This window comes from Burkholderia sp. BCC0419 (genome assembly GCF_902830285.1).
Lineage (GTDB): Bacteria > Pseudomonadota > Gammaproteobacteria > Burkholderiales > Burkholderiaceae > Burkholderia.
Genome location: NZ_CADESR010000002.1, coordinates 953,009 through 973,799, shown reverse-complemented (window position 1 = coordinate 973,799; position 20,791 = coordinate 953,009). Strand labels below are relative to the sequence as shown.

Sequence of the window (20,791 nt, the reverse complement as noted above, 5' to 3'; positions counted from 1 at the left end):
GCATCGGCCGCGTCAGGTGGCCGGCGCCGGCCGGTTCCGCGTATGGACCTGGGCGAGCAGATGCGACGCGATTCGCGTGCTGCGCACGAGGTCGCCGGGCGTGTGGTGCGTGACCTGGCGTTGAATGAAGTACCGCGCGGTGTGCGCGAGCCCGTTCGCGAACGTCGTCGTCGCGCGCCAGCCGAGGCGCTTTTGCGCGGCGGCGAGATTCGGCCGCCGCTGGCGCGGATCGTCGGACGGCAGCGGCTGGAACTCGATCGGTACGGTCGCGCCGACGATCCGCACGATTTCCCGCGCGACGTCGATCATCGCGATCTCGACGTCGCTGCCGAGATTGACCGGCTCGCTTGCGTCGCCCGCTTCGTCCATCAGCCGGATCAACGCATCCACCATGTCGTCCACATAGCAGAACGAGCGCGTCTGCTTGCCGTCGCCGTAGACGGTCAACGGCTGTTCCGCGAGCGCCTGCGTGACGAAGTTCGACACCACGCGCCCGTCGGCCGGGTGCATGCGCGGGCCGTACGTATTGAAGATCCGCGCGATCCGCACGTCGACGCCGTACTGGCGGTGATAGTCCGCGAACAGCGTTTCCGCGCAGCGCTTGCCTTCGTCGTAGCACGCGCGGATGCCGGTCGGATTGACGCGGCCGCAGTAGTGCTCGTCCTGCGGATGGACGTCGGGGTCGCCGTACACCTCGCTCGTCGACGCCTGCAGGATGCGCGCCTTCACGCGTTTCGCGAGGCCGAGCAGGTTGATCGCGCCGTGCACGCTGGTCTTCGTCGTCTGCACGGGGTCGCGCTGGTAGTGAACGGGCGACGCCGGGCACGCGAGGTTGTAGATCTCGTCGACTTCGACGTAGAGCGGAAACGTCACGTCGTGGCGCATCAGCTCGAAGTTCGACGCATCGAGCAGGTGCGCGATGTTGTCCTTCGTGCCCGTGTAGAAATTGTCGACGCACAGCACGTCGTGGCCGGCCGTCACGAGCCGTTCGCACAGATGCGAACCGAGGAAGCCGGCGCCGCCGGTGACGAGGACGCGTTTTCGATCGTAGCCCTTCATTACGTATTCTCCTTGCGGTGGGCGAGCATGCCCGTCGTGGGGCCGACGGGCGTGCGCCGGCCGGTGCCGGCCGACGTGCCGGCGCGCTGCGCGTGGGCGACGTCGCGGTAGATGTCGACGAGCCGGTCGGCTACGCCTTGCCAGGTGTAGAAGCGATGCGCGCGCAGGTAGCCGGCGCGGCCGAGCGCTGCGCACAGATCGGGCTTCGCCCGCAGTTGCACGAGGCGTGCGGCCAGCGCGGCCGGGTCGCGCGGCGGCACGAGATAGCCGGTGGTGCCGTCGTCGACGGTCGTGCGGATGCCGCCGACGTCGCTGCCGATCACCGCCGCCGCGCACGCCATCGCCTCCACCGGCGTGATGCCGAACGGCTCGTACCACGGCGTCGTCACGAACACGTCGGCCGCGCTGTAGTACAGGTGCAGCGCGTCGCGATCGCGCCGGCCGACGAAGGTCACGCGGTTCGCGATGCCGAGTTCGTGCGCGAACGCGGCGAGCCGCGCGAGTTCCGGGTCGCGCGCGGGGTCGGGCGTCGGCTGGCTGCCGCCGACCACATACAGGTGCGTCGGCCGCTGCGGGTCGCGCGGCATGCGCGCGAGCGCATCGATCACGGTATCGATGCCCTTGCGCGGCACGAGGCGGCCCAGTTGCAGCACGGTGAACGCGTCCTGCGGCCAGCCCAGCCGCGCGCGCGCGTCGACGCGCGGCACCGGCCGGAATTCCCGTGCGTCGAAGCCGCACGGCACGATCTCGATGCGCGCGGTGTCGGCGCGATAGTGGGTCGTCAGGTCGAGCGCGTCCTGCGGGCATTCGGCGATCAGGCGGTCCGAGCGGCGCGCGAGCGTGTCCTCGATCGCGAAGCGCGCGTCGGGAAAGCCGTCGGCCGTGCCCTGATGCAGCCGCCGCACGCGGCCGAGCGCATGGAACGTCGTGACGAACGGGATGCCGAGCGCTTTTTTGACGCGCAGCGCGGCGTCGCCGGACATGAAGAAGTTCGCGTGCATCACGTCGACCGGATCGGGCTCGCGCCGCATGCGGGCGATCATGTACTGCGCGAAGGCGCCCATGTATGGCAGTAGCCGTTCCTTGGGCACGTCGGTCGGCGGTCCGGCCGGCACGTGGATCACGCGCATGCGCGCGCCGATCGGCACGACTTCCGGCAGATGCGGATTGTCGCAGCGCGTGTAGACGTCGACGTCGAGGCCGCGCTCCGCGAGTTGCTTCGCGACGTTCGCGACATAGATGTTTTGACCACCGGCATCGACGCCGCCGATCACACCGAGCGGCGATGCGTGTTCACTGATCAACGCGATTCTTTGCATGGTATTGCTCCCGATATCGGGGCCGCGCACACGGGCCGCCGTCACCGGTCGCTCGGCAATCGGCATGCCCGCCGCATCGCGGGCAAAACCGCTTCCCGGCGTGCCGAAAAAATTACAACGCATTGGATGAAAGGGCGTCTGATCGCGGTTTCCCGCAGGCATGCGGCGCACGCGGCGCGGCACGCGACTTGCGCGACCTCTGTTCACCCGCCGGCTTGGCCGGCCCGATGAAAAGGAGGTCACGATGAAGGTATCCCAGCTGCAAGCCCGCTCCCCGCGCATCCGTCGTCAACGCGCGCTACGCACCGGCATGGCGGTCGCGATCGCGGCGGCCACCGCGTGCATGGTCGTCACGCCGAACGCGGTCGCCGCCGGCGACGACGCCACCGCATCGTCGTCGACGTCGTCGTCGCATTCGAGCACCGGCACGAAGATCCGCGACGCGACGATCACCACCAAGGCAAAGGCCGAGCTGGTCGGCACGAGCGGCCTGTCTGCCGGCGACATCCACGTGAAGACGCGGCACGGCACCGTGACGCTCACCGGCAGCGTGCCCGACGAGCAGCAGCGCACGCAGGCCGTCAGCGTCGTGAAGCAGGTGGACGGCGTGCACTCCGTGCGCGACCAGTTGACCATCCGGCCCAAATAACGGCGCGGCCGTAACAGGAGTCCAGCGATGAACTGCATGCTCAAACCGGTCGGCGAACAGACGATCGTGATCACCGGCGCGACCAGCGGCATCGGCCTCGTCACCGCGCGCAAGGCGGCACGGCGCGGCGCGAAGCTGGTGCTGTTCGCGCGCAACGAGGAAGCGTTGAACACGCTGTGCGAGGAAATCCGCCAGCACGGCGGCCTCGCGGTGCCGGTCGCCGGCGACGTCGGCAACATCGAGGATCTGCAGCGCGCGGCCGCGAAGGCGGCCGACACGTACGGCGGCTTCGACACCTGGGTCAACAATGCGGGCGTGTCGATCTTCGGCACGGCGGCGGCCGTGCCGCTCGAGGATCAGCGCCGGCTGTTCGACACCAACTACTGGGGCGTCGTGCACGGCTCGCTCGTCGCGGCCGATCATTTCCGGCGCAAGGGCGATTTCCACGGCGGCGCGATCATCAACATGGGCAGCGAGGCGTCCGACGCGCCGGTGCCGCTGCAAAGCGCGTACGTCGCATCGAAGCACGCGGTGAAGGGCTTCACCGATTCGCTGCGGCTCGAGATGGAGGCGGATCACCTGCCGGTGTCCGTCACGCTGATCAAGCCGGCTGCGATCGACACGATGTTCGTGATGCACGCGAAGAACTACATGAACGTCGAGGCGAAGCTGCCGCCGCCGATCTACGACCCCGATCTGGTGGCCGACGCGATCCTGTTCGCGGCCGCGCATGCGCGCCGCCAGCTGTTCGTCGGCGGCGCCGCCAAGTTCACGTCGGCGAGCGCGTATCACGCGCCGCGCCTGTTCGATCGCGTCGCGGCCACGCTGTTCTCGCGCGGCCAGCGCACGGTGCGCCCCGCGCGGCCGCGCGACGACAACGCGCTGTACGACTCGCGCCACGCGCTGCACGAGCGCGAAGGCATGGAAGGGCCGGTGCTGCGCACCTGTGCGTACAACACGGTGGTGCAGCGGCCGAAGGTTGCCGGCGCGGTCGCGCTCGGCGCGGCGGCGCTGGTGTTTGCCGCGTTCGCGCGGGCGCGCCGGTCGTCCGCGTGATTTCGTTCGTTTTCCAAGGAGGCTTTCATGACATCCCGACAACATACGGGCCACGAATACAGCCACTCGCGCGCGCACGAAGGCGAGCGCACGCAGCAGGACCACGACAAGGGCGGCCATCAGACGGGCCACGGCAAGCCGCCGAGCCCGGTCGACGTGCAGAAGGCGCTGAAGGGGATGGACTACCCGGCCAGCAAGTCGGACGTCGTGCAGTGCGCGGAGCGCTCGCATGCGGCCCGCGAGGTGCTCGACATGCTGCGCAAGATTCCCGAGCGCGAGTACGACACGCCGGCGTCGATATCGAAGGAACTCGGGCGGCTGATGTAAGCGTCGCCCCGTCGCGCCGCGTGCGGGAGCGCGCGGCGCACCCATCACGAGGAGCACGACCATGACGATGATCGTCGCAGGCCGTTTCACGACGTTCGATGAAGCGGAAGGTGGGGCGCGTCACCTCTACGAGCGCGCGTTCGGGCCCGACGACGTGTCGATCTTCTTCCTGAACCCCGGCGGCCAGCACGCGCGCTTTCCGATCGGCGGCGACGTGTATGCCGACACGGCGGCGAAGCCGGGCGGGCGCGGCGCGATGATCGGCGCGATCCGCGGGCTGCTGATCGGCGTCGTCATAGGGTTGATCGTGTATGCGCTCGGCTTGCACTACTGGTTCGTGCCGGCCGCGGGCGCGCTGGCCGGCGCGTATCTCGGCGCGTTCGGCGGCGCGCTCGGCCGGATGCGCGGCGAGCAGGCCGAAGGCAAGGGCACGCTCGCGCAGAGCGAAACGGGCGTGATCCTCGCCGCACGCGTGACGCCCGACACCGCGCCGGCCGCGGAAGACGTGCTGCGCGCGACCGGCGCGAAGTCGATCGAGCGTGTCGAAGGCGACTGGCAGGACGGCGAGTGGCGCGATTTCGATCCGGTGCGCCGGCCCGACGAGGCCGCGTCCGGCGGCCCGCGCTGAATAAGCCCTTTTTCCAAACGCTTGCAACGCCACCGGTCGAGACACGGCCGCCGCGTGCGGGCCGGCGTGCGCCGCGCGCGGCACGCCGCTTGCGCAGCATCGGCGGCATCCGTTCAAGGAGGAACCCATGACCACCGCACAGACCCCGCCGCCGCAGAAGCAGGCGCATCAGCCGGGCACCGAGCGCGACATGCACCCGAAGCCGCGCGATGAAGCGGCCGACTACGTCGGTAGCAGCAAGCTCGCCGGCAAGGTCGCGCTGGTGACGGGCGGCGACAGCGGGATCGGCCGCGCCGTGGCGATCGGTTTCGCGAAGGAAGGCGCGGACGTCGCGATCGTCTACCTGACGGAATCCGACGACGCGGCGCATACGAAGCAGCTGATCGAGCAGGCCGGCCGGCGCTGCGAGGCGATCGCGTGCGACGTCGGCGACCGGCGGCAGGCGCGCGACGCGGTCGCCCGCACGGTCGAACGGCTCGGCCGCCTCGACGTGCTCGTGAACAATGCGGGCGAGCAGCATCCGCAGCCGGGCATCGAGGACGTGTCCGAGGAACAGCTCGAGCGCACGTTCCGCACGAACGTGTACGGGATGTTCTTCTGCACGCAGGCGGCGCTGCCGCACTTGAAGCCGGGCGGGCGCATCGTCAACACGGCGTCGGTCACCGCGTATCACGGCAGCCCGAAACTGCCCGACTACTCGGCGACCAAGGGCGCGATCGTCGCGTTCACGCGCTCGCTGGCGATCGAGCTGGCCGAACGCGACATCCGCGTGAACGCGGTCGCGCCGGGGCCGATCTGGACGCCGCTGATTCCGTCGACCTTCACGCCCGAACAGGTCGCGAAATTCGGCTCGAACGTGCCGCTCAAGCGGCCGGGGCAGCCGGACGAACTGATCGACTGCTACGTGCTGCTCGCGTCGGACGGCGCGAGCTATATGACCGGGCAGACGCTGCATCCGAACGGCGGCTCGATCGTCGGCGGCTGATGCCGCGCTCACGCAAGTACCAGGAACAAGGAGAAGGCAGATGAGACAACCCCACTGGACGATCGCGGCGCTCGCCGCCGGCGTGCTCGCCGTGGCGGGGCTCGCCCGCGCGCAGATGCCGAGCGAGCCGCCCGCGTCGAATGCGCAGGTGCCGGGCGGCGTGATCAATCCGTCGTCGGGCGCGGCCGGCGCAGGCGACCCCGGCATCGCGAAAGCGCCGAAGGGCGTCGACGCGGAGTTCGTCGACAAGGCCGCGATGGCCGGCAAGGCGGAAGTGCAAGCTAGCCAGCTCGCGCTGAAGCAGGCGCAGTCGCCGGACGTGCGTGCTTTCGCGAAACGGATGGTCGCGGATCACGGCAAGGCGAACGCGAAGCTGAACGAAATCGCCACGCGCCAGGGCATGAAGCCGCAGATTGAACAAATCACCGATCCTGACGTGGAGGCGCTGCGCGGCAAGAGCGGGCGCGACTTCGACACCGCGTATCTCGCGGCGGCCGGCCCCGATGCGCACAAGAAGGCGGTCGCGTTGTTCGAAGACGAAGCGCGCGACGGCAAGGACGCGCAACTGCGCGCGTTCGCGCAGGCCACGCTGCCGACGCTCAAGCATCACCTGAGCATGGCGGAGACGGTCGCACGCAAGGTGGGTGCGCAATAACGCGCGCCCGGTTCACCCCTGGGCCGCACGTGCGGCCCGCTTTTTCGGAGAAGCAGTCATGGCCCAACGGCAATCGAAGCACGAAGGTATCCTCGAACTGCTCTGCCAGGCATACGAGACCGAGCTTGGCGGCGCGCAGATCTACGAGGCCGCGCTCCAGTGCGCGACCGACGAGGACCTGCACAAGGAATGGGAGAAGTATCACCGCGAGACGCTGCATCACCAGGAGGTGCTGCGCAAGGTATTCGACACGCTCGGCCTCGATCCCGATACGCAATCGCCGGGGCGCGCCGCGGTGGCCGCCACCGGCAAGTCGCTGGTGCAGGTGATCGAGCAGGCGAAGAAGCAGGCCGACCCGGCAGTCGCGCAGGTGGTTGCGGCCGAGTGCGTGGTGCTGGCCGAAACCAAGGACCACCTGAACTGGGAGCTGATCGGCTATGCGGCCGGCCAGTTGCCCGACGGTGACGCCGCGAAGGCGCTGAAGGCCGCGCACGACGAGGTGGAGGCCGACGAGGATCATCACCTGTATCACACGCGTGGCTGGGCGCGCGAGATGTGGATCGAGTCGATGGGCTTCAAGGCGGTGCTGCCGCCGCCGGAGGAAGTGAAGAAGGTGGAGTCCGCCGCCGATGCGGCACGTGCCGAGCGCTCGCGCGGCAAGATGATGTAACGCCCGGGCGGGCGGCGTCGCGCGTGGCGCGGCGCCCGCCTGCTTGTCATGAAAGTTGCGTACGCAACCGATTTAACCCGCCCCGTTTCAATCCCTCACGTCAGCACATCGACGAGCATCGTCACCACCGACGCGGCCATCAGCGCGACCGCCAGCCAGCCGAACAGTTTCGATACCGGGCCGCTGCCGGGCTGGCCGGCCGCGTCGCGCTTTTGCGACAGCAGCATCACGAGCACGAGCATCGGCACCGCCGCGATGCCGTTGAGCACGGCGCTCCAGTACAACGCCCGGATCGGGTCGATCGGGCTGAAGCAGATCGCGATGCCGACGATCACGCACAGCGCCAGCACCGTGTAGAACGCGGGCGCGCGCCGCACCGGCTCGTTCAGCCCTTCGCGAAACCGCCAGGCTTCCGCGCAACCGTAGGCGGCGCTGCCCGCGAACGCGGGAATCGCGAGCAGCCCGCAGCCGACGATGCCGAACGCGAACACCAGGAGCGCGGCTTCGCCGGCGATCGGCCGCAATGCCTCGGCGGCCTGCGCGGTGCTGCCGATGTCGTGCCGGCCGTGCGCGAAGAACACGGCCGCGCCGATCACCATGATGCAGAACGACACCGCGTTGGTCACGATCATGCCGGTCCATGTATCGACCGTGATGCGCTGTTCGGTCTCGCGGCGCGTGTCGCGCTCGCCGTTCTGTTGCTCGGCCGTGGTTTCCTCGACTTCGAGCGCGGCCTGCCACACGAACAGGTACGGGCTCAGCGTCGTGCCGAGCACGGCGACCGCGGTGGTCGCATACGCATGCGTGAATGCGATCTGCGGCAGCACGATCGCATGCAGCACGCCGGCCCAGTCGACGTGCACGAAGCCAAGTTCGAGCACGTACGCGATCAGGCCGAGCGTCATCCATTTCAGCCAGCGCGCGTAGCGTTCGTACGACAGCATCACCTGCAACGCGAGCGACGCGATTCCATAGAGCGGCGCATACCAGTAGCTGCGGCCGCCGACGACGAGCGCCGTCGCATCGCCCATCGCCGCGAGATCGGCGCCGACGTTCACGACGTTGACGATCACGACCATCGCGATCAGCGTCCTCGCGACGCGATCGGAAAAGTGCTCGCGGATGCCGGCCACGAGCCCTTCGCGATTGCGGCGCCCGATGAACGCCGCCGCGAGCTGCACGGCGACCATCATCGGCAGCGTGACGACGATCATCCACAGCATGTTGAAGCCGAACTGGCTGCCGGCCTGCGCGTAGACGGCGACGTTGCTCGGATCGGCATCCGACGCGCCCGCGAGCAGGCCGGGGCCGAGCCGCCGATACCACGGTTTCGCGGCGGGCGGCGGCGCCTCGGCTGCCGGCCGCGCGTCTTCGTCGATTCCGCTCATCAGAATTCGCTCCGAGAAACCCCGCCATTGATGGCGGGAAGGAAAGGCGTGCTGTTGACAGGCTGCTTCTTCCACGGGTTAGGATCACCTGCATGATCCTTGTCTACCGCTACCGGGTGAAGTCGCTCAACGGACTGCTCAACAAGCAGAGCCGTGCGGTGAACTACGTCTGGAACTTCTGCAATGACACGCAGAAGCACGCGCTCAAGTGGGGCAAGAAGTGGCCTACAGGATTCGACCTGAACGTGCTGACGACGGGCAGCAGCAAGGCGCTCGGGATCCATTCCGGCACAGTCAACGCAACGTGCGAGCAATATGCGAAGTCGCGCAGTCAGCACCGTCGGCCCTACCTGCGCTATCGCGGCAGGAAATCGCTGGGCTGGGTGCCGCTGAAGGGCCGTGACCTGAAGCGCGAGGGTGACGCGTTTCGCTTTGCCGGCAACACCTTCCGCGTGTTCAACAGCCGCCCACTTCCCGAAGGCAAGATCAAGGACGGGACCAACTTTGCGCAGGATGCACGCGGCAAATGGTTTCTCAACATCGTGATCGAGATGCCCGATGTGCAGGCCCGACCTATCCGATCCGGTGTGGGCATCGATCTCGGCCTGAAAGACTTCGCCACACTTTCGACCGGCGAAAAGCTGCCCAATGACCAATTCGGTCGACGAGCGGCGGAAAAGCTGGCGAAAGCGCAACGGGCGCGAAAGCACAAGCGGCATATCGCGAAGCTGCACGCCAAGGTCGCTAATGCGCGTGCCGATTTCCAGCATAAGCTCGCGCTCGATCTGGTGCGGCGCTTCGATTACATCGCGGTCGGCAACGTGTCGGCCGCAAAACTCGCCAGAACCAGGATGGCGAAGAGCGTCTACGACGCATCCTGGTCGTCCTTCCGGGACAAACTCCGTTACAAAGCGATCGCGCACGGAGCCACGTTCGAGGAAGTGGACGAAAGCGGTTCGACCCAGTCCTGTTCGTCGTGCGGATCGAAAGACAGCACGACGCGGCCGAAAGGTATCGCGGGACTGAGAATGAGAGAGTGGGCCTGCGATGGCTGTGGTGTCGTGCATGATCGTGATATCAACGCTGCGCTGAACATTCTCCGATGCGGACGTGCATCGCCAGGTGTGGGAATCCTCCGCCTTTAGGCGGACGAGGACGTCAACCGGCGTCCCCGTGCGACGGGCGCCCGCCGCCGTGGCGTCGCTCGCGCGCGAGGCGCGACGCGGTGCGCAACGCGTCGACCAGCGTGCGGTACGCGTGTTCGCGGGAATCGGCGCCGCGCGTGCGCAGCACGTACGACGGGTGATAGGTCGCGACGACGAGCCGGCCGTCGGCGGTGCGCACCGGCGCGCGCGTGCGCTCGAGCGTCGCGTCGTTGTCCTGCAGCACCGCGCGCAGCGCCGTCGCGCCGAGCGCAACCACCACGCGCGGCTGGACGGTTTCCAGCTCGCGTTCGAGCCAGTAGCGGCACGCGGCCACTTCGCGCTGCGCGGGCGTCTTGTGCAGCCGCCGCTTGCCGCGCGGTTCCCATTTGAAGTGCTTGACCGCGTTCGTCAGGTACACGTGCGTGCGGTCGATCCCGGCTTCGTCGAGCGCGCGGTCGAGCATGCGGCCGGCCGCGCCGACGAACGGCAGGCCCGCGCGGTCCTCCTGGTCGCCCGGCTGCTCGCCGACCAGCATGATCGTCGCATCGACGGGCCCGGCGCCCGGCACCGGCTGCGTCGCGTGTTCCCACAGCGCGCAGCGGCGGCACGCGTCGAGCGTGCGGGGAGCATCGTCGTCGGGCGGTGGCGCCGGAGGGTCGGGCGCTTTGCGGGTCATGCGGCGCCTCCGGCGCAGGCCGAACCCGCGGCGCGCCGCGATCGTGCGGAACATGCGGGCGCGCGTGCTGTCGCACGCGCAGAGGGAAGCAAACCGGACGATCGACGCCGCATCGTGCGCATGAAAGACTCCTGTGTCGACGATGCGACGGAGGCAGCAACCGGCATGCCGCATGCAGTCGGTATGGGCGCGCGCCTTGCGTGGCAAGCCCGTCCCACGACAGGAGAAGCAGATGCAACCCGACCCCGGCGACGATCCGGCCGCCGACGACGTGCTGCTGTGGCGCGCGCCCGACAGCGTGCCGCGCCGCCCGCGCCGCGTGCTGGTCGTCGACGACTATCGCGATGCGGCGGATGCGCTGGGCCTGCTGCTCGAGGCGCGCGGCTTCGAGTGCCGGGTCGCCGACGATCCGTTCGCCGTGTGCGACGTCGCGCGCGACTGGCAGCCGTTCGCGGTGGTGCTCGACATCGCGATGCCGGGCCTCGACGGACTGGAACTGGCGACGCGGCTGCGCGGCGATCCGCAAACGTCGGACATGCTGCTGATCGCGTGCAGCGGGCTCGCGTCGCAGCGGGATCGCGAACAGGCGAAGGAAGCCGGCTTCGATGCGCATTGCGCGAAGCCGCTGACGCCGCACCGGCTGCTGGGCTACCTCGAATCGGCGAGCGGCGGCGCGGTGACGCCGGACGAGGACGTTACACGACCCTTGTAAAAAGGCCGGCGGCCTGTGGAGCGCGGCATCCGCCGCTACGGCGCAGGCAAAAAAGCGCCCCGCGCGAGCGGGGCGTATCGAACGAATGCGGAACGGATGCGCCGGCGAACCGGCGCCGCGTCAGGGTGCGGTCAGTGGCGGCCGCGCGTGCGCGGATCGTCGAGCTCTTCGGTCGGGTCGGTCAGCCCGAGCTCGTCGCCGGCACTCCAGTACGGGGTGCTGCCGTAGAACTCGTGCAGCGGCTGGGCCCATTGCGGATCGGCCATCGCCGGCCAGTGGTCCTTGTCGAACCCTGGCGCATTGCGAATTCGCTCGGACGATACCGACAGCAGGAAGCACTTGCGTTCGGTGTCGAGCGTCAGCGCGCTCCACGGAATCGCGTGGAGCTTGTCGCCGATGCCGAGGATGCCGCCGCTCGACAGCACCGCGTACGCGATGCGGCCGGAGCGCACGTCGAGCATGATGTCCTTGATCTTGCCGACATCGTCGCCGTCCGTCGTATAGACCTTGTCGCCTTCCAGCGTATCGGCCGCCATCACGTCGGGGCCGGGGCCGGCCGCCGTCGCGGCGCCCTTGCCGATGATGCGGGTCTGACCTTGATCGGAAGTCTGCATGGTTTCCTCCAGGCTGCGTGGGGCGCGACCGTGCCCGGGGCGGGCCCTGCGGGTCGCGCGGGGTTGTCGAGGCGGGGCGGAAATCGCTCCGTCACGTCTGCTTCGGTTGCGACACGCCTTCCAGCGTGTTCGCCACGTCGTCGCGTTCGGGGCTGGCCGTGCGCGTCGCGATGTCGGCGAGCGACAGCATGCCGACCAGCCGCTTGTCGTGATCGACGACGGGCAACCGGCGCAGTTGCGCGTCGGCCATGTAGTGCTGGATCTCGTCCAGCGAATCGTCGTCGAAGCACCATTCGATCGGGCCGGACGCGACCTCGTGGATCCGCGTCTCCGGCGGCTTGCCGGCCGAGATCGCGCGCACCGCGAGATCGCGGTCCGTCACCATCCCGATCAGCCGGTTGTTGTCGCACACGGGCAGCGCGCCGATGTCGTAGCGCTCCATCAGTTGGGCGGCGTGACGGATCGAGTCGGTCGGGGCGATCCGCACGACATCCTGCGACATGATTTCGTTGACGCGATGCATGAAATTCTCCTTGCGGGTGGGTGAAGCAATGTGCCGATGCGACCGCTGCGATCCAGCAAACCGCATGCCGTGCGCGCGGGCCGTCGTGTCATTCGTCGTCGCGGTCGCGCTTGTCCTGCCACGGTCCGTCGTCGTGCGTGCCGGGCGGCGTGTCGGGCTCGATGCGCGTGACGCCGCCGGTCGCGGGCGGGTCGCTCGCCGGAAACGTGTCCTCGAGCTGCTTGTCGATATGACGCTCCGAGTGGCGCGTGTGCGCGCGGTCCCGATCCTTCAGCGGCGGTTGCGGGTCGGGCTGCCGCTCGTGCGCCGGTGCGTCGTGGCCGTGCCGGGTCGAATCCTTCATGGCGGTGCTCCGTATCGGGGACGATGAGCCGGCTGTGCCGCAACCGGCGTTCCCGGTTCGCATACATGGCACGCGACTTGCAACTGCTACGGTGACGACCACGACGACGACCATCACGACACAGCGCAACAGCGTGCCTGCTGCGCGCATATCGAGCAGGAGGCACGACGATGATTCCGAAACGACGACCAGGGGTGCGCTATGAGATCAATGTATGCGGCGGCGGATTCGATTCGGTGAAGAGCCATTTCGATACGTGGAAGCACGAACCGCTGATCTACCGGCCCGAGCGCCGGATGTTCGAAGGCAAGGCCGACGTGCGGCGGCTCGGCGACGAGACGTTCGGCGCGACCGAGCCCGCGCGCTTTGCGCTCCAGCGCGCGTGCGAGCCGGCGGATCCGTATGCGCTCGCCGCGCGCGTGCGGGACGACGGCCGCGAGCTGTGGCTGGTGATGGCCGCGTACGACGCGTAGCGGCGCGCTTGCAAGTTTTGCAGCGAGCGGTGTAGCGAAGACATGGCGCTTGGCGCTGGACCGCGGCTGGACCGCGCGCCTGCGTATCGATTCCCGCATGCGGGCGGCGTGAGCGGACGGCACGCGGTTTGCGAACCCCTTCAGTACGCGGCCGTCGCGCCGATCCCGACCCGAGCCTCGCAACGATGGAATGCCCGATGACATCCGAACTCGCGCAGTCGCTGCAACGGCCCGAGCCGCCGCTCCCCGACATCGAGCCGGACCCCGAGCCGCCCGATCCCGACGACGTGCCGCCGGACCTGCCCGAGCCGTACCGGGAACCGGAGGGCGACCCGCCCGGGCATGCGCCGCCCGAACACGACCCACCGTCGCGCGAGCCGCCGGTGCGTGCAGGGTCGGTGGGCGCAAGGCCGCGAATGAGAGGGGAGGGACTGCCATGAGCATTCGCGTGAATCCCGGCATGCTGCGCGACATCGCCGAGACGTTCGGCCGTCATTTCGAGGCGCGCGCGATCGCGTTCCATGTGGAGGAACAGCCGGCCGGTGCGTTGCATATCGGCTTTCGCGTCGACGGCCGTCCGGCGTCGCTGACCGTCACATTCGACGCCGACGCATTCGCCGCGCTCGAACGGGCCGACGTCGAACGGCAACGCGGCACGCTGACGCGCGTCGCGGCCGAATTCGACACGATGATGGCGCGCCGCGCACCGACCGCGTACGCGGGCGATTTCCATTTCAACCGGCTGTGAGCGGTGCCGTCATGGCGTTGCCCCGAGCCGTCGAAAGGAGGATGTCGATGAACACGATCCAGACGATACGCGCAGGCGCCTGTGCGTTCGCTGCCGCGTGCGCGCTGGGCGCATGCACGCAACCGACCAGCGGGCCCTACGGCGCGCATCCGGCGCCGCCCGCGCCGCCCGACGGCCGCGGCGCGCAGTCGACCACGACGATGCCGGATGCGAATACGCGCTACGACACGCGTCCGTCGCCGGGAAACACGATGCCGCAGAGCACGACCGTCGACGTACCGGCCGACGTGCCGCCGCCGGGCCCGAACGGCGCGCAGGGCGACCCGCCGCTGCCGGGCACGCCGCCGCCGATGCAGTACTGACAGGACGCGTTGCGGGGACGCCTCGCGGCGACGCGTCGCGGCACGCCGCACCGCGATGCGGCCGGAGGAACGCGATGGCGAACCAGCACGAGCACCTGGAGGACTGGCTGCGCGATGCGTATGCGATGGAGCGCCAGGCCGAGACGATGATCGACGCGCAGATGAAGCGGGTCGGCCACTATCCGTCATTGCAGGACCGGCTCCGGCTGCATCTCGATGAGACGCTCGGCCAGCAGGCGCTCGTCGAAGCGTGTCTGATGCGGCTCGGCACGTCGCCGTCGGCGACCAGGGAGTTCGCCGCGCGGGTCGCTGCATACGGGCAGATCGCGAGCGGCATGCTGGCGGACGACGAAGTCGTGAAGACGGCGCTGGCCGCTTATGCGTTCGAGCAGTTGGAGATCGCCGCGTACACGGCGCTCGTCGCGGCGGCGCACGCGGCCGGCGAAGAAGAGATCCGCGCATGTTGCGAGCGGATTCTGCAGCAGGAGCGCGACATGGCCGCATGGCTGCTGCGTCATCTGCCCGCGTTGACGACCGCCTTTCTCGATCGTTCGGCGGTCGACCGCATCGATGCGAAACGGTGACGAAGCAGTGAGGGTGTGGCCATCGCCCCGCTTTCGGGGCGGGCCGTTTGCCGTGAGCGAAATACGTGCCCCCTAACTTGCCCCCGGCTTGTAAAAAAGCGACTTTGGCGTAGGGCGAGACGGGGTACGAACCCGCGAGACCCGCGACGTATCGCGCTTCGCGCGACTGGCACGGAAGCTGCATGACGTCCGGTAGAAGACATACCGCGAACCGAACCGTCAGGAGGCTTTCGATGCCCGTCTCGCTTGCGCTGCAGATGCGACAGCATCTCGCACTTACGCCGAGGCTTCAGCAGTCGCTGCGGCTGCTGCAGCTGTCCTCGCTCGAATTTCAACAGGAATTGCGTCAGGCGCTCGACATGAACCCGTTTCTCGAAGACGGCCAGGGCGACGAGGAAACCGCTGCGGAGACACCCGAGCAATCGACCGAAGCGGCCGCGCCCGAAGCGGCGCCCGAGCACGACGAAATCCGCCCGCCGGACGGCGAGGTGCCGTTTACCGCCGCGCCCGCGCCGCGCGGCACGAGCCGCCAGGGCGAGGACGGCGACGGCCTGTCGCCCGGCGAATGGATGGCCGCCGAGCCGTCGCTGCATCAGCAACTGCACGATGCGCTGCGGCTCTATCCGCTCAACAAGCGCGACCGCGAAGCCGCGCGCCTCGTGATCGATGCGCTGGACGACGACGGCTACCTGCGTCAGGAGCTTCCCGAACTCCTGGTCGCCGCCGATCCGGCGTGGCTGCTGTCGGAGCAGGATCTCGCGGTCGCGCTGCGGCTCGTGCAGATGCTCGACCGGCCGGGCATCGCCGCTCGTTCGTTATCCGAATGCCTGGTGTTGCAGCTCGATGCGATTCCGGCCGGCACGCCGGCGCTCGCGGAAGCGAAAGCGATCGCGCGCGAGCATCTGGAGCGGCTCGCGCGGCGCGAGACGGCCGAGATCCAGCGGCGCCTCGGCTGCAATCAGCCGACGCTGCACGCCGCCTGCGCGCTGGTGCGCGGGCTCGACCCGCGCCCGGGCAGTCACTACGGCAGCACGCGCGGCGATTACGTGGTGCCCGACGTGATCGTGCGCCAGGTGCGCGACGAGTGGATCGTCACGATCAACCCGGCCGTGCTGCCGCGCGCGCGCCTGCACGAGCGCTATGCGACGCTGTTCGCGCAGTCGAGCGGCGAGCGCGATTCGCCGCTCGGCCAGCAGTTGCAGGAAGCGCGCTGGCTGATCCGCAACGTGCAGAAGCGCTTCGACACGATTCAGCGCGTGGGCGAATGCATCGTCGCGCGGCAGCGCGATTTCTTCCGCTATGGCGAAATCGCGATGAAGCCGCTCGTGCTGCGCGACATCGCGGAAGAACTCGACCTGCACGAATCGACGGTGTCGCGTGCGACCGGCAACAAGTACATGGCCACGCCGCACGGCACGTTCGAGTTCAAGCATTTCTTCCCGCGCAAGCTGGAGGCGGCCGGCAAGGGTGTGTGTTCGGCCTCCGCCGCGAAGGTGCTGATCCGCGACATGATCGCGGCCGAGCGGCATACCGACCCGCTGTCCGACGTCGCGCTCGCGGAGAACCTCGCGGGCCGCGGCATCCTTCTTGCGCGTCGCACGGTGACGAAGTATCGCCAGGCGATGAAGATTCCGCCGGCCGACCTGCGGCGTCGCGACGCCGCGTGACGGCCCGATTGTTCCAACCCCGCGCGTGCCGCGCGTTGCGTCGGCTCGCGCGCCAACGAGAGGAGCGCAACCATGCCAGCCAAATCCCAGGCCCAGCAGCGCGCCGCAGGGGCCGCGCTGTCGGCCAAGCGCGGTGACACGAAAATGAAGGATCTCAAGCCGCCGGCGAAATCGATGGCCAAGTCGATGAGCGAGAAAGAGCTCGAGAAAATGGCGTCCACGCCCACGCACGGCAAACCGAAACACAAGCACGATGCGTGACCGGCGCCGACGTTTAGTGACGACTGCTGTCATCCAGGAGGGTTCCATGCTTCGATACGCCATCATTTTCTTCATCATCGCGATCATCGCGGCCGTGTTCGGGTTCGGCGGCATCGCGGCCGGCGCGGCCGAGATCGCGAAGATCCTGTTCTACATCTTCGTCGTGATCTTCCTGGTCACGCTGCTGCTGGGCGTCGTCCGACGATGAGCATGACCCCCCACCGGTCGCAGCGCGTGAAGGAACTCGAGCACGCGTTCGCGATCGGGTTCCCGTCGCAGTCGACCATCGTCGTGCAGCCGGACGACGCATCGGGGCGGCTGACGATCCACGTGTCGTGGGTGCGCGTGCCGTCCGACGAGGACGCGCGCGAATGGCGCTGCACGGTCGACATGCGGTTCGATGCGGACGTGATCGAACGCTACGCGTTGCTCGACGAGCCCGATCGGCTGCGCGTGCGCACGCAGCTGTGCGACCGCGCGCGGCGCGGGGTGGACGAGCACAAGCCGCGCATCGAGGATACCGTGATCGAATGCAACGTGGCGCTCGACGTGACGCGCGCCGAATTCGACGCGGCGCTGCGCGCGCCCTGACACCGCAGCCGGCCCGCGGGCGCGTTCGCGACGCGCCGGGCCGGCTTTCCCTGCCGTCCGCACGCGCGTGCCGCGGCGCGTGCGCCGTGCGGCGGTTCCCTACCGAATGCAATGAGGATACCTGACGATGACGAATCCCCCGTCCGCCGGCAAGACCCCACCGACGCAACCGACGCCACCGCACGACAGCGCGAAATCGCGCCAGCTCGAGGAGAATCGTGCGCGGCCCGACGGCGAGGCGCTGCGTACCAACCAGGGCGTGCGGATCGCCGATAACCAGAACACGCTGCGAGGCGGCGCGCGCGGCCCGTCGCTGCTCGAAGACTTCATCATGCGCGAGAAGATCACGCATTTCGATCACGAGCGCATTCCGGAGCGGGTGGTGCACGCGCGCGGCTCGGCCGCGCACGGCGTGTTCCGCGTGTACGAGCCGATGGCCGACTACACGAAGGCCGCGTTCCTGCAGGATCCGGCCGCCGAAACGCCGGTGTACGTGCGTTTCTCGACCGTGCAAGGGCCGCGCGGGTCGTCCGACACCGTGCGCGACGTGCGCGGCTTCGCGGTGAAGTTCTATACCGAGGAAGGCAACTACGACCTCGTCGGCAACAACATGCCGGTGTTCTTCATCCAGGACGCGATCAAGTTTCCCGACTTCGTGCACGCGGTGAAGCCCGAGGCGCCGAACGAGATGCCGACCGGCGCGTCCGCGCACGACACGTTCTGGGATTTCGTGTCGCTGGTGCCGGAAACCACGCACACGGTGCTGTGGCTGATGTCGGACCGCGCGCTGCCGGCGAGCTATCGCGCGATGGACGGCTTCGGCGTGCACACGTTCCGCTTCGTGAACGCGGCCGGCGTCGAGCGGTTCGTGAAATTCCACTGGCGCCCCGTGAGCGGCGCGTATTCGCTGCTGTGGGACGAGGCGCAGCGCATCGCCGGCCACGACCCGGATTTCAACCGGCGCGACCTGTGGACGGCGATCGAGCGCGGCGATTATCCGGAGTTCGAGCTCGGCGTGCAGATGATCGATCCGGCCGATGCCGACACGTTCGACTTCGACCTGCTGGATCCGACCAAGCTCGTGCCGGAAGAGCGCGTGCCGGTGCGGCCGATCGGCCGGATGACGCTGAACCGCAACCCCGACAACTTCTTCGCGGAGACCGAGCAGGTCGCGTTTCACCCGGGCCACGTGGTGCCGGGCATCGACTTCACGAACGACCCGCTGCTGCAGGGGCGGCTGTTCTCGTACACCGATACGCAACTGAGCCGGCTCGGCGGCCCGAATTTCCACGAGATCCCGATCAACCGGCCGGTGTGCCCGTTCGCGAACAACCAGCGCGACGCGATGCACCGGCAGACGATCAACGTCGGGCAGGCGTCGTACGAGCCGAACTCGACGAGCGGCGGCTGGCCGCGCGAGACGCCGCCCGCGCCGTCCGGCGGCGGTTTCGAGACCGTGCCCGAGCCGCTCGAAGGCCACAAGGTGCGCGTGCGCAGCGAATCGTTCGCCGACCATTTCTCGCAGCCCGCGCTGTTCTACCAGAGCATGACCGAGATCGAGCAGCGGCATATCCGCGACGCGTACTGCTTCGAGCTCGGCAAGGTGACGCAGCCGCAGATTCGCGAGCGGGTGGTCAACGAGATCATCGCGCGCTTCGACGCGGGGCTCGCCGCGCAGGTCGCCGAACGGCTCGGGCTGCCCGCGCCGCAGGCGGCCGCGACGCCGGCCGTCGCGCAGCGCTCGCCCGCGCTGAGCCTGATCGGCCGCGCGAAGCCCGGCATCCGCTCGCGCAAGATCGCGCTGATCGCGACACCCGGCGTGAATCACGTGCTCGTCGAGCAGGTGCGCGACGCGCTGCTGGCCGCGCACGCGGTGCCGACGATCGTCGCGCCGACGCTCGCGCCGATCGGCGGCATCGTGCCGGAGGCGACGCTCGCGGGCATGCCGTCGGTGATGTTCGACGCGGTATTCGTGTGCGGCGGCGACGGCGATGGCCGCGACCTCGCGCACAGCGCCGAAGCCCGCCATTTCGTGCGCGAGGCGTTCAAGCACCTAAAGCCGATCGCGGCCGTCGGCTCGGGGCGGCAACTGCTCAGCGCCGCGCACCTGCCGGATCCGGCCGAAGGCGTGTGCGTCGGGCAGGCGGTCGATCTCGACCACGTGCTGAACACGCTGTCGGATCACCTCGGCCGGCATCGCGTGTGGGCGCGCGAACAGCAGGCGGAGGAGCTGCCGGCATAGGGCCGGCAGCGGCTTGCGCCGGACGACGCGCCTGCCCTCGGGCGGGCGCGCATTCGGCAAGGAGGAACACGCATGGCACCGCGGATGATATGGAAAGGCGCGATCAGCTTCGGGCTCGTGCACGTGCCCGTGCAACTGTTCCCGGCGACGCGCACCGTGAAGCCGTCGTTCCGGATGCTCGACAAGCGCTCGATGGACCCGATCGGCTATCGGCAGATCAACAAGCGCACCGGCAAGGAAGTCACGCGCGAGGACATCGTGCGCGGCTACGAGTACGAGAAGGAACGCTACGTCGTGCTGAGCGACGACGAAATCCGCGCGGCGAACCCGGAATCGACGCAGACCGTCGACATCCTGACCTTCGTCGACGAGGACGCCGTGTCGTTTCTCTATCTCGACACGCCGTACTACCTGGTGCCGGACCGCAAGGGCGAGAAGGTCTACGCGCTGCTGCGCGACGCGCTGAAGGACAGCGGCAAGATCGGCATCGCGCTCGTGGTGATGCGCGACCGCCAGCATTTGGGCGCGCTGATCCCGGTCGGGCCGATACTCGCGCTTGATACGCTGCGCTGGCAGGACGAACTGCGGCCGCTCGACGAGCTGTCGGTGCCGGCCGACGACGCGAAGCGCGCGGGCGTCACCGCGCGCGAACTCGGCATGGCGAGGAAGCTGATCGACGACATGTCCGGCAAATGGACGCCCGACGAATATCACGACACGTTCCGCAACGACATCCTCGAACTGGTCGAGCGCAAGGTGCGTGCGGGCAAGGTCGAGGAGATCGAGGACCGGCCCGCGCAGACCGGCCGCGCGGCGAGCAACGTGGTCGATCTCACCGAGTTGCTGAAGCGCAGCCTGAAGGGCGGCGCCGGCGCGCGCGCGGCGGATCTGCGTGAAGAGCGCGACGAAGCGGAGGACGGCGCGTCGTCGTCATCGTCGTCGCGGGGCGGCGCGCGCCGCAAGCCGGCGGCGAAATCCGCATCGAAAGGCGCGGCGACGAAAACCGCCGCGAAGAAGACCGCCGCGAAACGCAGCGCGACGAGCGACCCTGCGGCGAAGAAGACCGCCGCGCGTCGCAAGCACGCGGCGTGATACCGATGACACCGACTCCGAT

The 20,791-nt window shown here is 68.7% G+C and carries 27 protein-coding genes; 20 read left to right on the top strand and 7 right to left on the bottom strand.

Annotated elements, in window-relative coordinates:
* Positions 1 to 12: 12 nt before the first annotated feature.
* Positions 13 to 1,059: a UDP-glucuronic acid decarboxylase family protein gene (locus HWW87_RS17915; protein WP_175821406.1), complete on the bottom strand. Its 1,047-nt coding sequence runs from the start codon at positions 1,057 to 1,059 to the stop codon at positions 13 to 15.
* On the bottom strand, positions 1,059 to 2,378 hold the full coding sequence (locus HWW87_RS17910; RefSeq protein WP_175821405.1) for a glycosyltransferase family 1 protein: 1,320 nt from the start codon (positions 2,376 to 2,378) through the stop codon (positions 1,059 to 1,061). The genes HWW87_RS17915 and HWW87_RS17910 overlap by 1 nt, the downstream gene beginning before the upstream one ends.
* Positions 2,379 to 2,622: 244 nt before the next feature.
* Between HWW87_RS17910 and HWW87_RS17905 the strand changes: the two genes are divergently transcribed.
* From HWW87_RS17905 to HWW87_RS17875, 7 genes are all read left to right on the top strand, one after another.
* On the top strand, positions 2,623 to 3,027 hold the full coding sequence (locus HWW87_RS17905; protein WP_175821404.1) for a BON domain-containing protein: 405 nt from the start codon (positions 2,623 to 2,625) through the stop codon (positions 3,025 to 3,027).
* A 27-nt stretch (positions 3,028 to 3,054) separates the two neighbouring features.
* Positions 3,055 to 4,083 carry an SDR family oxidoreductase gene (locus HWW87_RS17900; protein ID WP_175821403.1) on the top strand — a complete coding sequence of 343 codons (1,029 nt, stop codon included), beginning with the start codon at positions 3,055 to 3,057 and terminating at the stop codon, positions 4,081 to 4,083.
* A 27-nt stretch (positions 4,084 to 4,110) separates the two neighbouring features.
* Positions 4,111 to 4,410, top strand: a complete 300-nt coding sequence (locus HWW87_RS17895) for a DUF2795 domain-containing protein (RefSeq protein WP_174389227.1) — start codon at positions 4,111 to 4,113, stop codon at positions 4,408 to 4,410.
* A gap of 61 nt (positions 4,411 to 4,471) precedes the next feature.
* The gene (locus HWW87_RS17890) at positions 4,472 to 5,038 is read left to right on the top strand and encodes a hypothetical protein (protein WP_175821402.1); all 567 of its coding nucleotides are present in this window, start codon (positions 4,472 to 4,474) and stop codon (positions 5,036 to 5,038) included.
* Positions 5,039 to 5,165: 127 nt separating this feature from the next.
* Positions 5,166 to 6,023, top strand: coding sequence for an SDR family oxidoreductase (locus HWW87_RS17885; RefSeq protein WP_175821401.1), 858 nt, complete (start codon positions 5,166 to 5,168; stop codon positions 6,021 to 6,023).
* A gap of 40 nt (positions 6,024 to 6,063) precedes the next feature.
* Positions 6,064 to 6,678, top strand: a complete 615-nt coding sequence (locus tag HWW87_RS17880) for a DUF4142 domain-containing protein (RefSeq protein ID WP_175821400.1) — start codon at positions 6,064 to 6,066, stop codon at positions 6,676 to 6,678.
* Positions 6,679 to 6,736: 58 nt separating this feature from the next.
* On the top strand, positions 6,737 to 7,348 hold the full coding sequence (locus HWW87_RS17875; protein WP_175821399.1) for a hypothetical protein: 612 nt from the start codon (positions 6,737 to 6,739) through the stop codon (positions 7,346 to 7,348).
* A gap of 95 nt (positions 7,349 to 7,443) precedes the next feature.
* On the opposite strand, the gene HWW87_RS17870 is transcribed toward HWW87_RS17875, so the two are convergent.
* Complete coding sequence (locus HWW87_RS17870) at positions 7,444 to 8,736, bottom strand: divalent metal cation transporter (protein ID WP_175821514.1); 1,293 nt, start codon at positions 8,734 to 8,736, stop codon at positions 7,444 to 7,446.
* 92 nt (positions 8,737 to 8,828) lie between these two features.
* Here HWW87_RS17870 and HWW87_RS17865 point away from each other — a divergent pair, with 92 nt between their 5' ends.
* Positions 8,829 to 9,881 carry an RNA-guided endonuclease TnpB family protein gene (locus HWW87_RS17865; RefSeq protein WP_175821398.1) on the top strand — a complete coding sequence of 351 codons (1,053 nt, stop codon included), beginning with the start codon at positions 8,829 to 8,831 and terminating at the stop codon, positions 9,879 to 9,881.
* A 13-nt stretch (positions 9,882 to 9,894) separates the two neighbouring features.
* Here the strand turns inward: HWW87_RS17865 and HWW87_RS17860 are convergent, their stop codons facing one another.
* The gene (locus HWW87_RS17860) at positions 9,895 to 10,557 is read right to left on the bottom strand and encodes a UdgX family uracil-DNA binding protein (protein WP_175821397.1); all 663 of its coding nucleotides are present in this window, start codon (positions 10,555 to 10,557) and stop codon (positions 9,895 to 9,897) included.
* A 232-nt stretch (positions 10,558 to 10,789) separates the two neighbouring features.
* On the opposite strand from HWW87_RS17860, the gene HWW87_RS17855 reads away from it, so the two are divergent.
* Positions 10,790 to 11,269 carry a response regulator gene (locus tag HWW87_RS17855; protein WP_175821396.1) on the top strand — a complete coding sequence of 160 codons (480 nt, stop codon included), beginning with the start codon at positions 10,790 to 10,792 and terminating at the stop codon, positions 11,267 to 11,269.
* A gap of 131 nt (positions 11,270 to 11,400) precedes the next feature.
* On the opposite strand, the gene HWW87_RS17850 is transcribed toward HWW87_RS17855, so the two are convergent.
* The 3 genes from HWW87_RS17850 to HWW87_RS17840 form a co-directional block, all read right to left on the bottom strand.
* Positions 11,401 to 11,883: a PRC-barrel domain-containing protein gene (locus HWW87_RS17850; RefSeq protein ID WP_175821395.1), complete on the bottom strand. Its 483-nt coding sequence runs from the start codon at positions 11,881 to 11,883 to the stop codon at positions 11,401 to 11,403.
* 91 nt (positions 11,884 to 11,974) lie between these two features.
* Positions 11,975 to 12,406, bottom strand: a complete 432-nt coding sequence (locus HWW87_RS17845; protein WP_058903681.1) for a CBS domain-containing protein — start codon at positions 12,404 to 12,406, stop codon at positions 11,975 to 11,977.
* 88 nt (positions 12,407 to 12,494) lie between these two features.
* Positions 12,495 to 12,749, bottom strand: coding sequence for a hypothetical protein (locus tag HWW87_RS17840; protein WP_175821394.1), 255 nt, complete (start codon positions 12,747 to 12,749; stop codon positions 12,495 to 12,497).
* A gap of 170 nt (positions 12,750 to 12,919) precedes the next feature.
* Between HWW87_RS17840 and HWW87_RS17835 the strand changes: the two genes are divergently transcribed.
* From HWW87_RS17835 to HWW87_RS17785, 11 genes are all read left to right on the top strand, one after another.
* Positions 12,920 to 13,222, top strand: coding sequence for a hypothetical protein (locus HWW87_RS17835; RefSeq protein WP_174432953.1), 303 nt, complete (start codon positions 12,920 to 12,922; stop codon positions 13,220 to 13,222).
* A 197-nt stretch (positions 13,223 to 13,419) separates the two neighbouring features.
* On the top strand, positions 13,420 to 13,662 hold the full coding sequence (locus HWW87_RS17830; protein WP_175821393.1) for a hypothetical protein: 243 nt from the start codon (positions 13,420 to 13,422) through the stop codon (positions 13,660 to 13,662).
* Positions 13,659 to 13,970, top strand: a complete 312-nt coding sequence (locus HWW87_RS17825; RefSeq protein ID WP_174432954.1) for a hypothetical protein — start codon at positions 13,659 to 13,661, stop codon at positions 13,968 to 13,970. The genes HWW87_RS17830 and HWW87_RS17825 overlap by 4 nt, the downstream gene beginning before the upstream one ends.
* A gap of 47 nt (positions 13,971 to 14,017) precedes the next feature.
* Positions 14,018 to 14,332: a hypothetical protein gene (locus HWW87_RS17820; protein ID WP_175821392.1), complete on the top strand. Its 315-nt coding sequence runs from the start codon at positions 14,018 to 14,020 to the stop codon at positions 14,330 to 14,332.
* 74 nt (positions 14,333 to 14,406) lie between these two features.
* Positions 14,407 to 14,916, top strand: a complete 510-nt coding sequence (locus HWW87_RS17815) for a DUF892 family protein (RefSeq protein WP_175821391.1) — start codon at positions 14,407 to 14,409, stop codon at positions 14,914 to 14,916.
* 233 nt (positions 14,917 to 15,149) lie between these two features.
* Positions 15,150 to 16,583 carry an RNA polymerase factor sigma-54 gene (locus tag HWW87_RS17810; RefSeq protein WP_175821390.1) on the top strand — a complete coding sequence of 478 codons (1,434 nt, stop codon included), beginning with the start codon at positions 15,150 to 15,152 and terminating at the stop codon, positions 16,581 to 16,583.
* A 72-nt stretch (positions 16,584 to 16,655) separates the two neighbouring features.
* Positions 16,656 to 16,844, top strand: coding sequence for a DUF3008 family protein (locus tag HWW87_RS17805; RefSeq protein WP_174434824.1), 189 nt, complete (start codon positions 16,656 to 16,658; stop codon positions 16,842 to 16,844).
* Positions 16,845 to 16,890: 46 nt separating this feature from the next.
* Complete coding sequence (locus HWW87_RS17800; RefSeq protein ID WP_006767422.1) at positions 16,891 to 17,052, top strand: DUF1328 family protein; 162 nt, start codon at positions 16,891 to 16,893, stop codon at positions 17,050 to 17,052.
* The gene (locus tag HWW87_RS17795) at positions 17,049 to 17,435 is read left to right on the top strand and encodes a DUF3022 domain-containing protein (RefSeq protein WP_175821389.1); all 387 of its coding nucleotides are present in this window, start codon (positions 17,049 to 17,051) and stop codon (positions 17,433 to 17,435) included. The genes HWW87_RS17800 and HWW87_RS17795 overlap by 4 nt, the downstream gene beginning before the upstream one ends.
* A gap of 127 nt (positions 17,436 to 17,562) precedes the next feature.
* A complete protein-coding gene (gene katE, locus HWW87_RS17790) occupies positions 17,563 to 19,677 on the top strand; it encodes a catalase HPII (RefSeq protein ID WP_175821388.1) in 2,115 nt (704 codons plus the stop codon).
* Positions 19,678 to 19,749: 72 nt separating this feature from the next.
* Entirely contained in the window at positions 19,750 to 20,769 is a 1,020-nt protein-coding gene (locus HWW87_RS17785; RefSeq protein ID WP_175821387.1) for a Ku protein, read from the top strand.
* Positions 20,770 to 20,791: the final 22 nt, after the last annotated feature.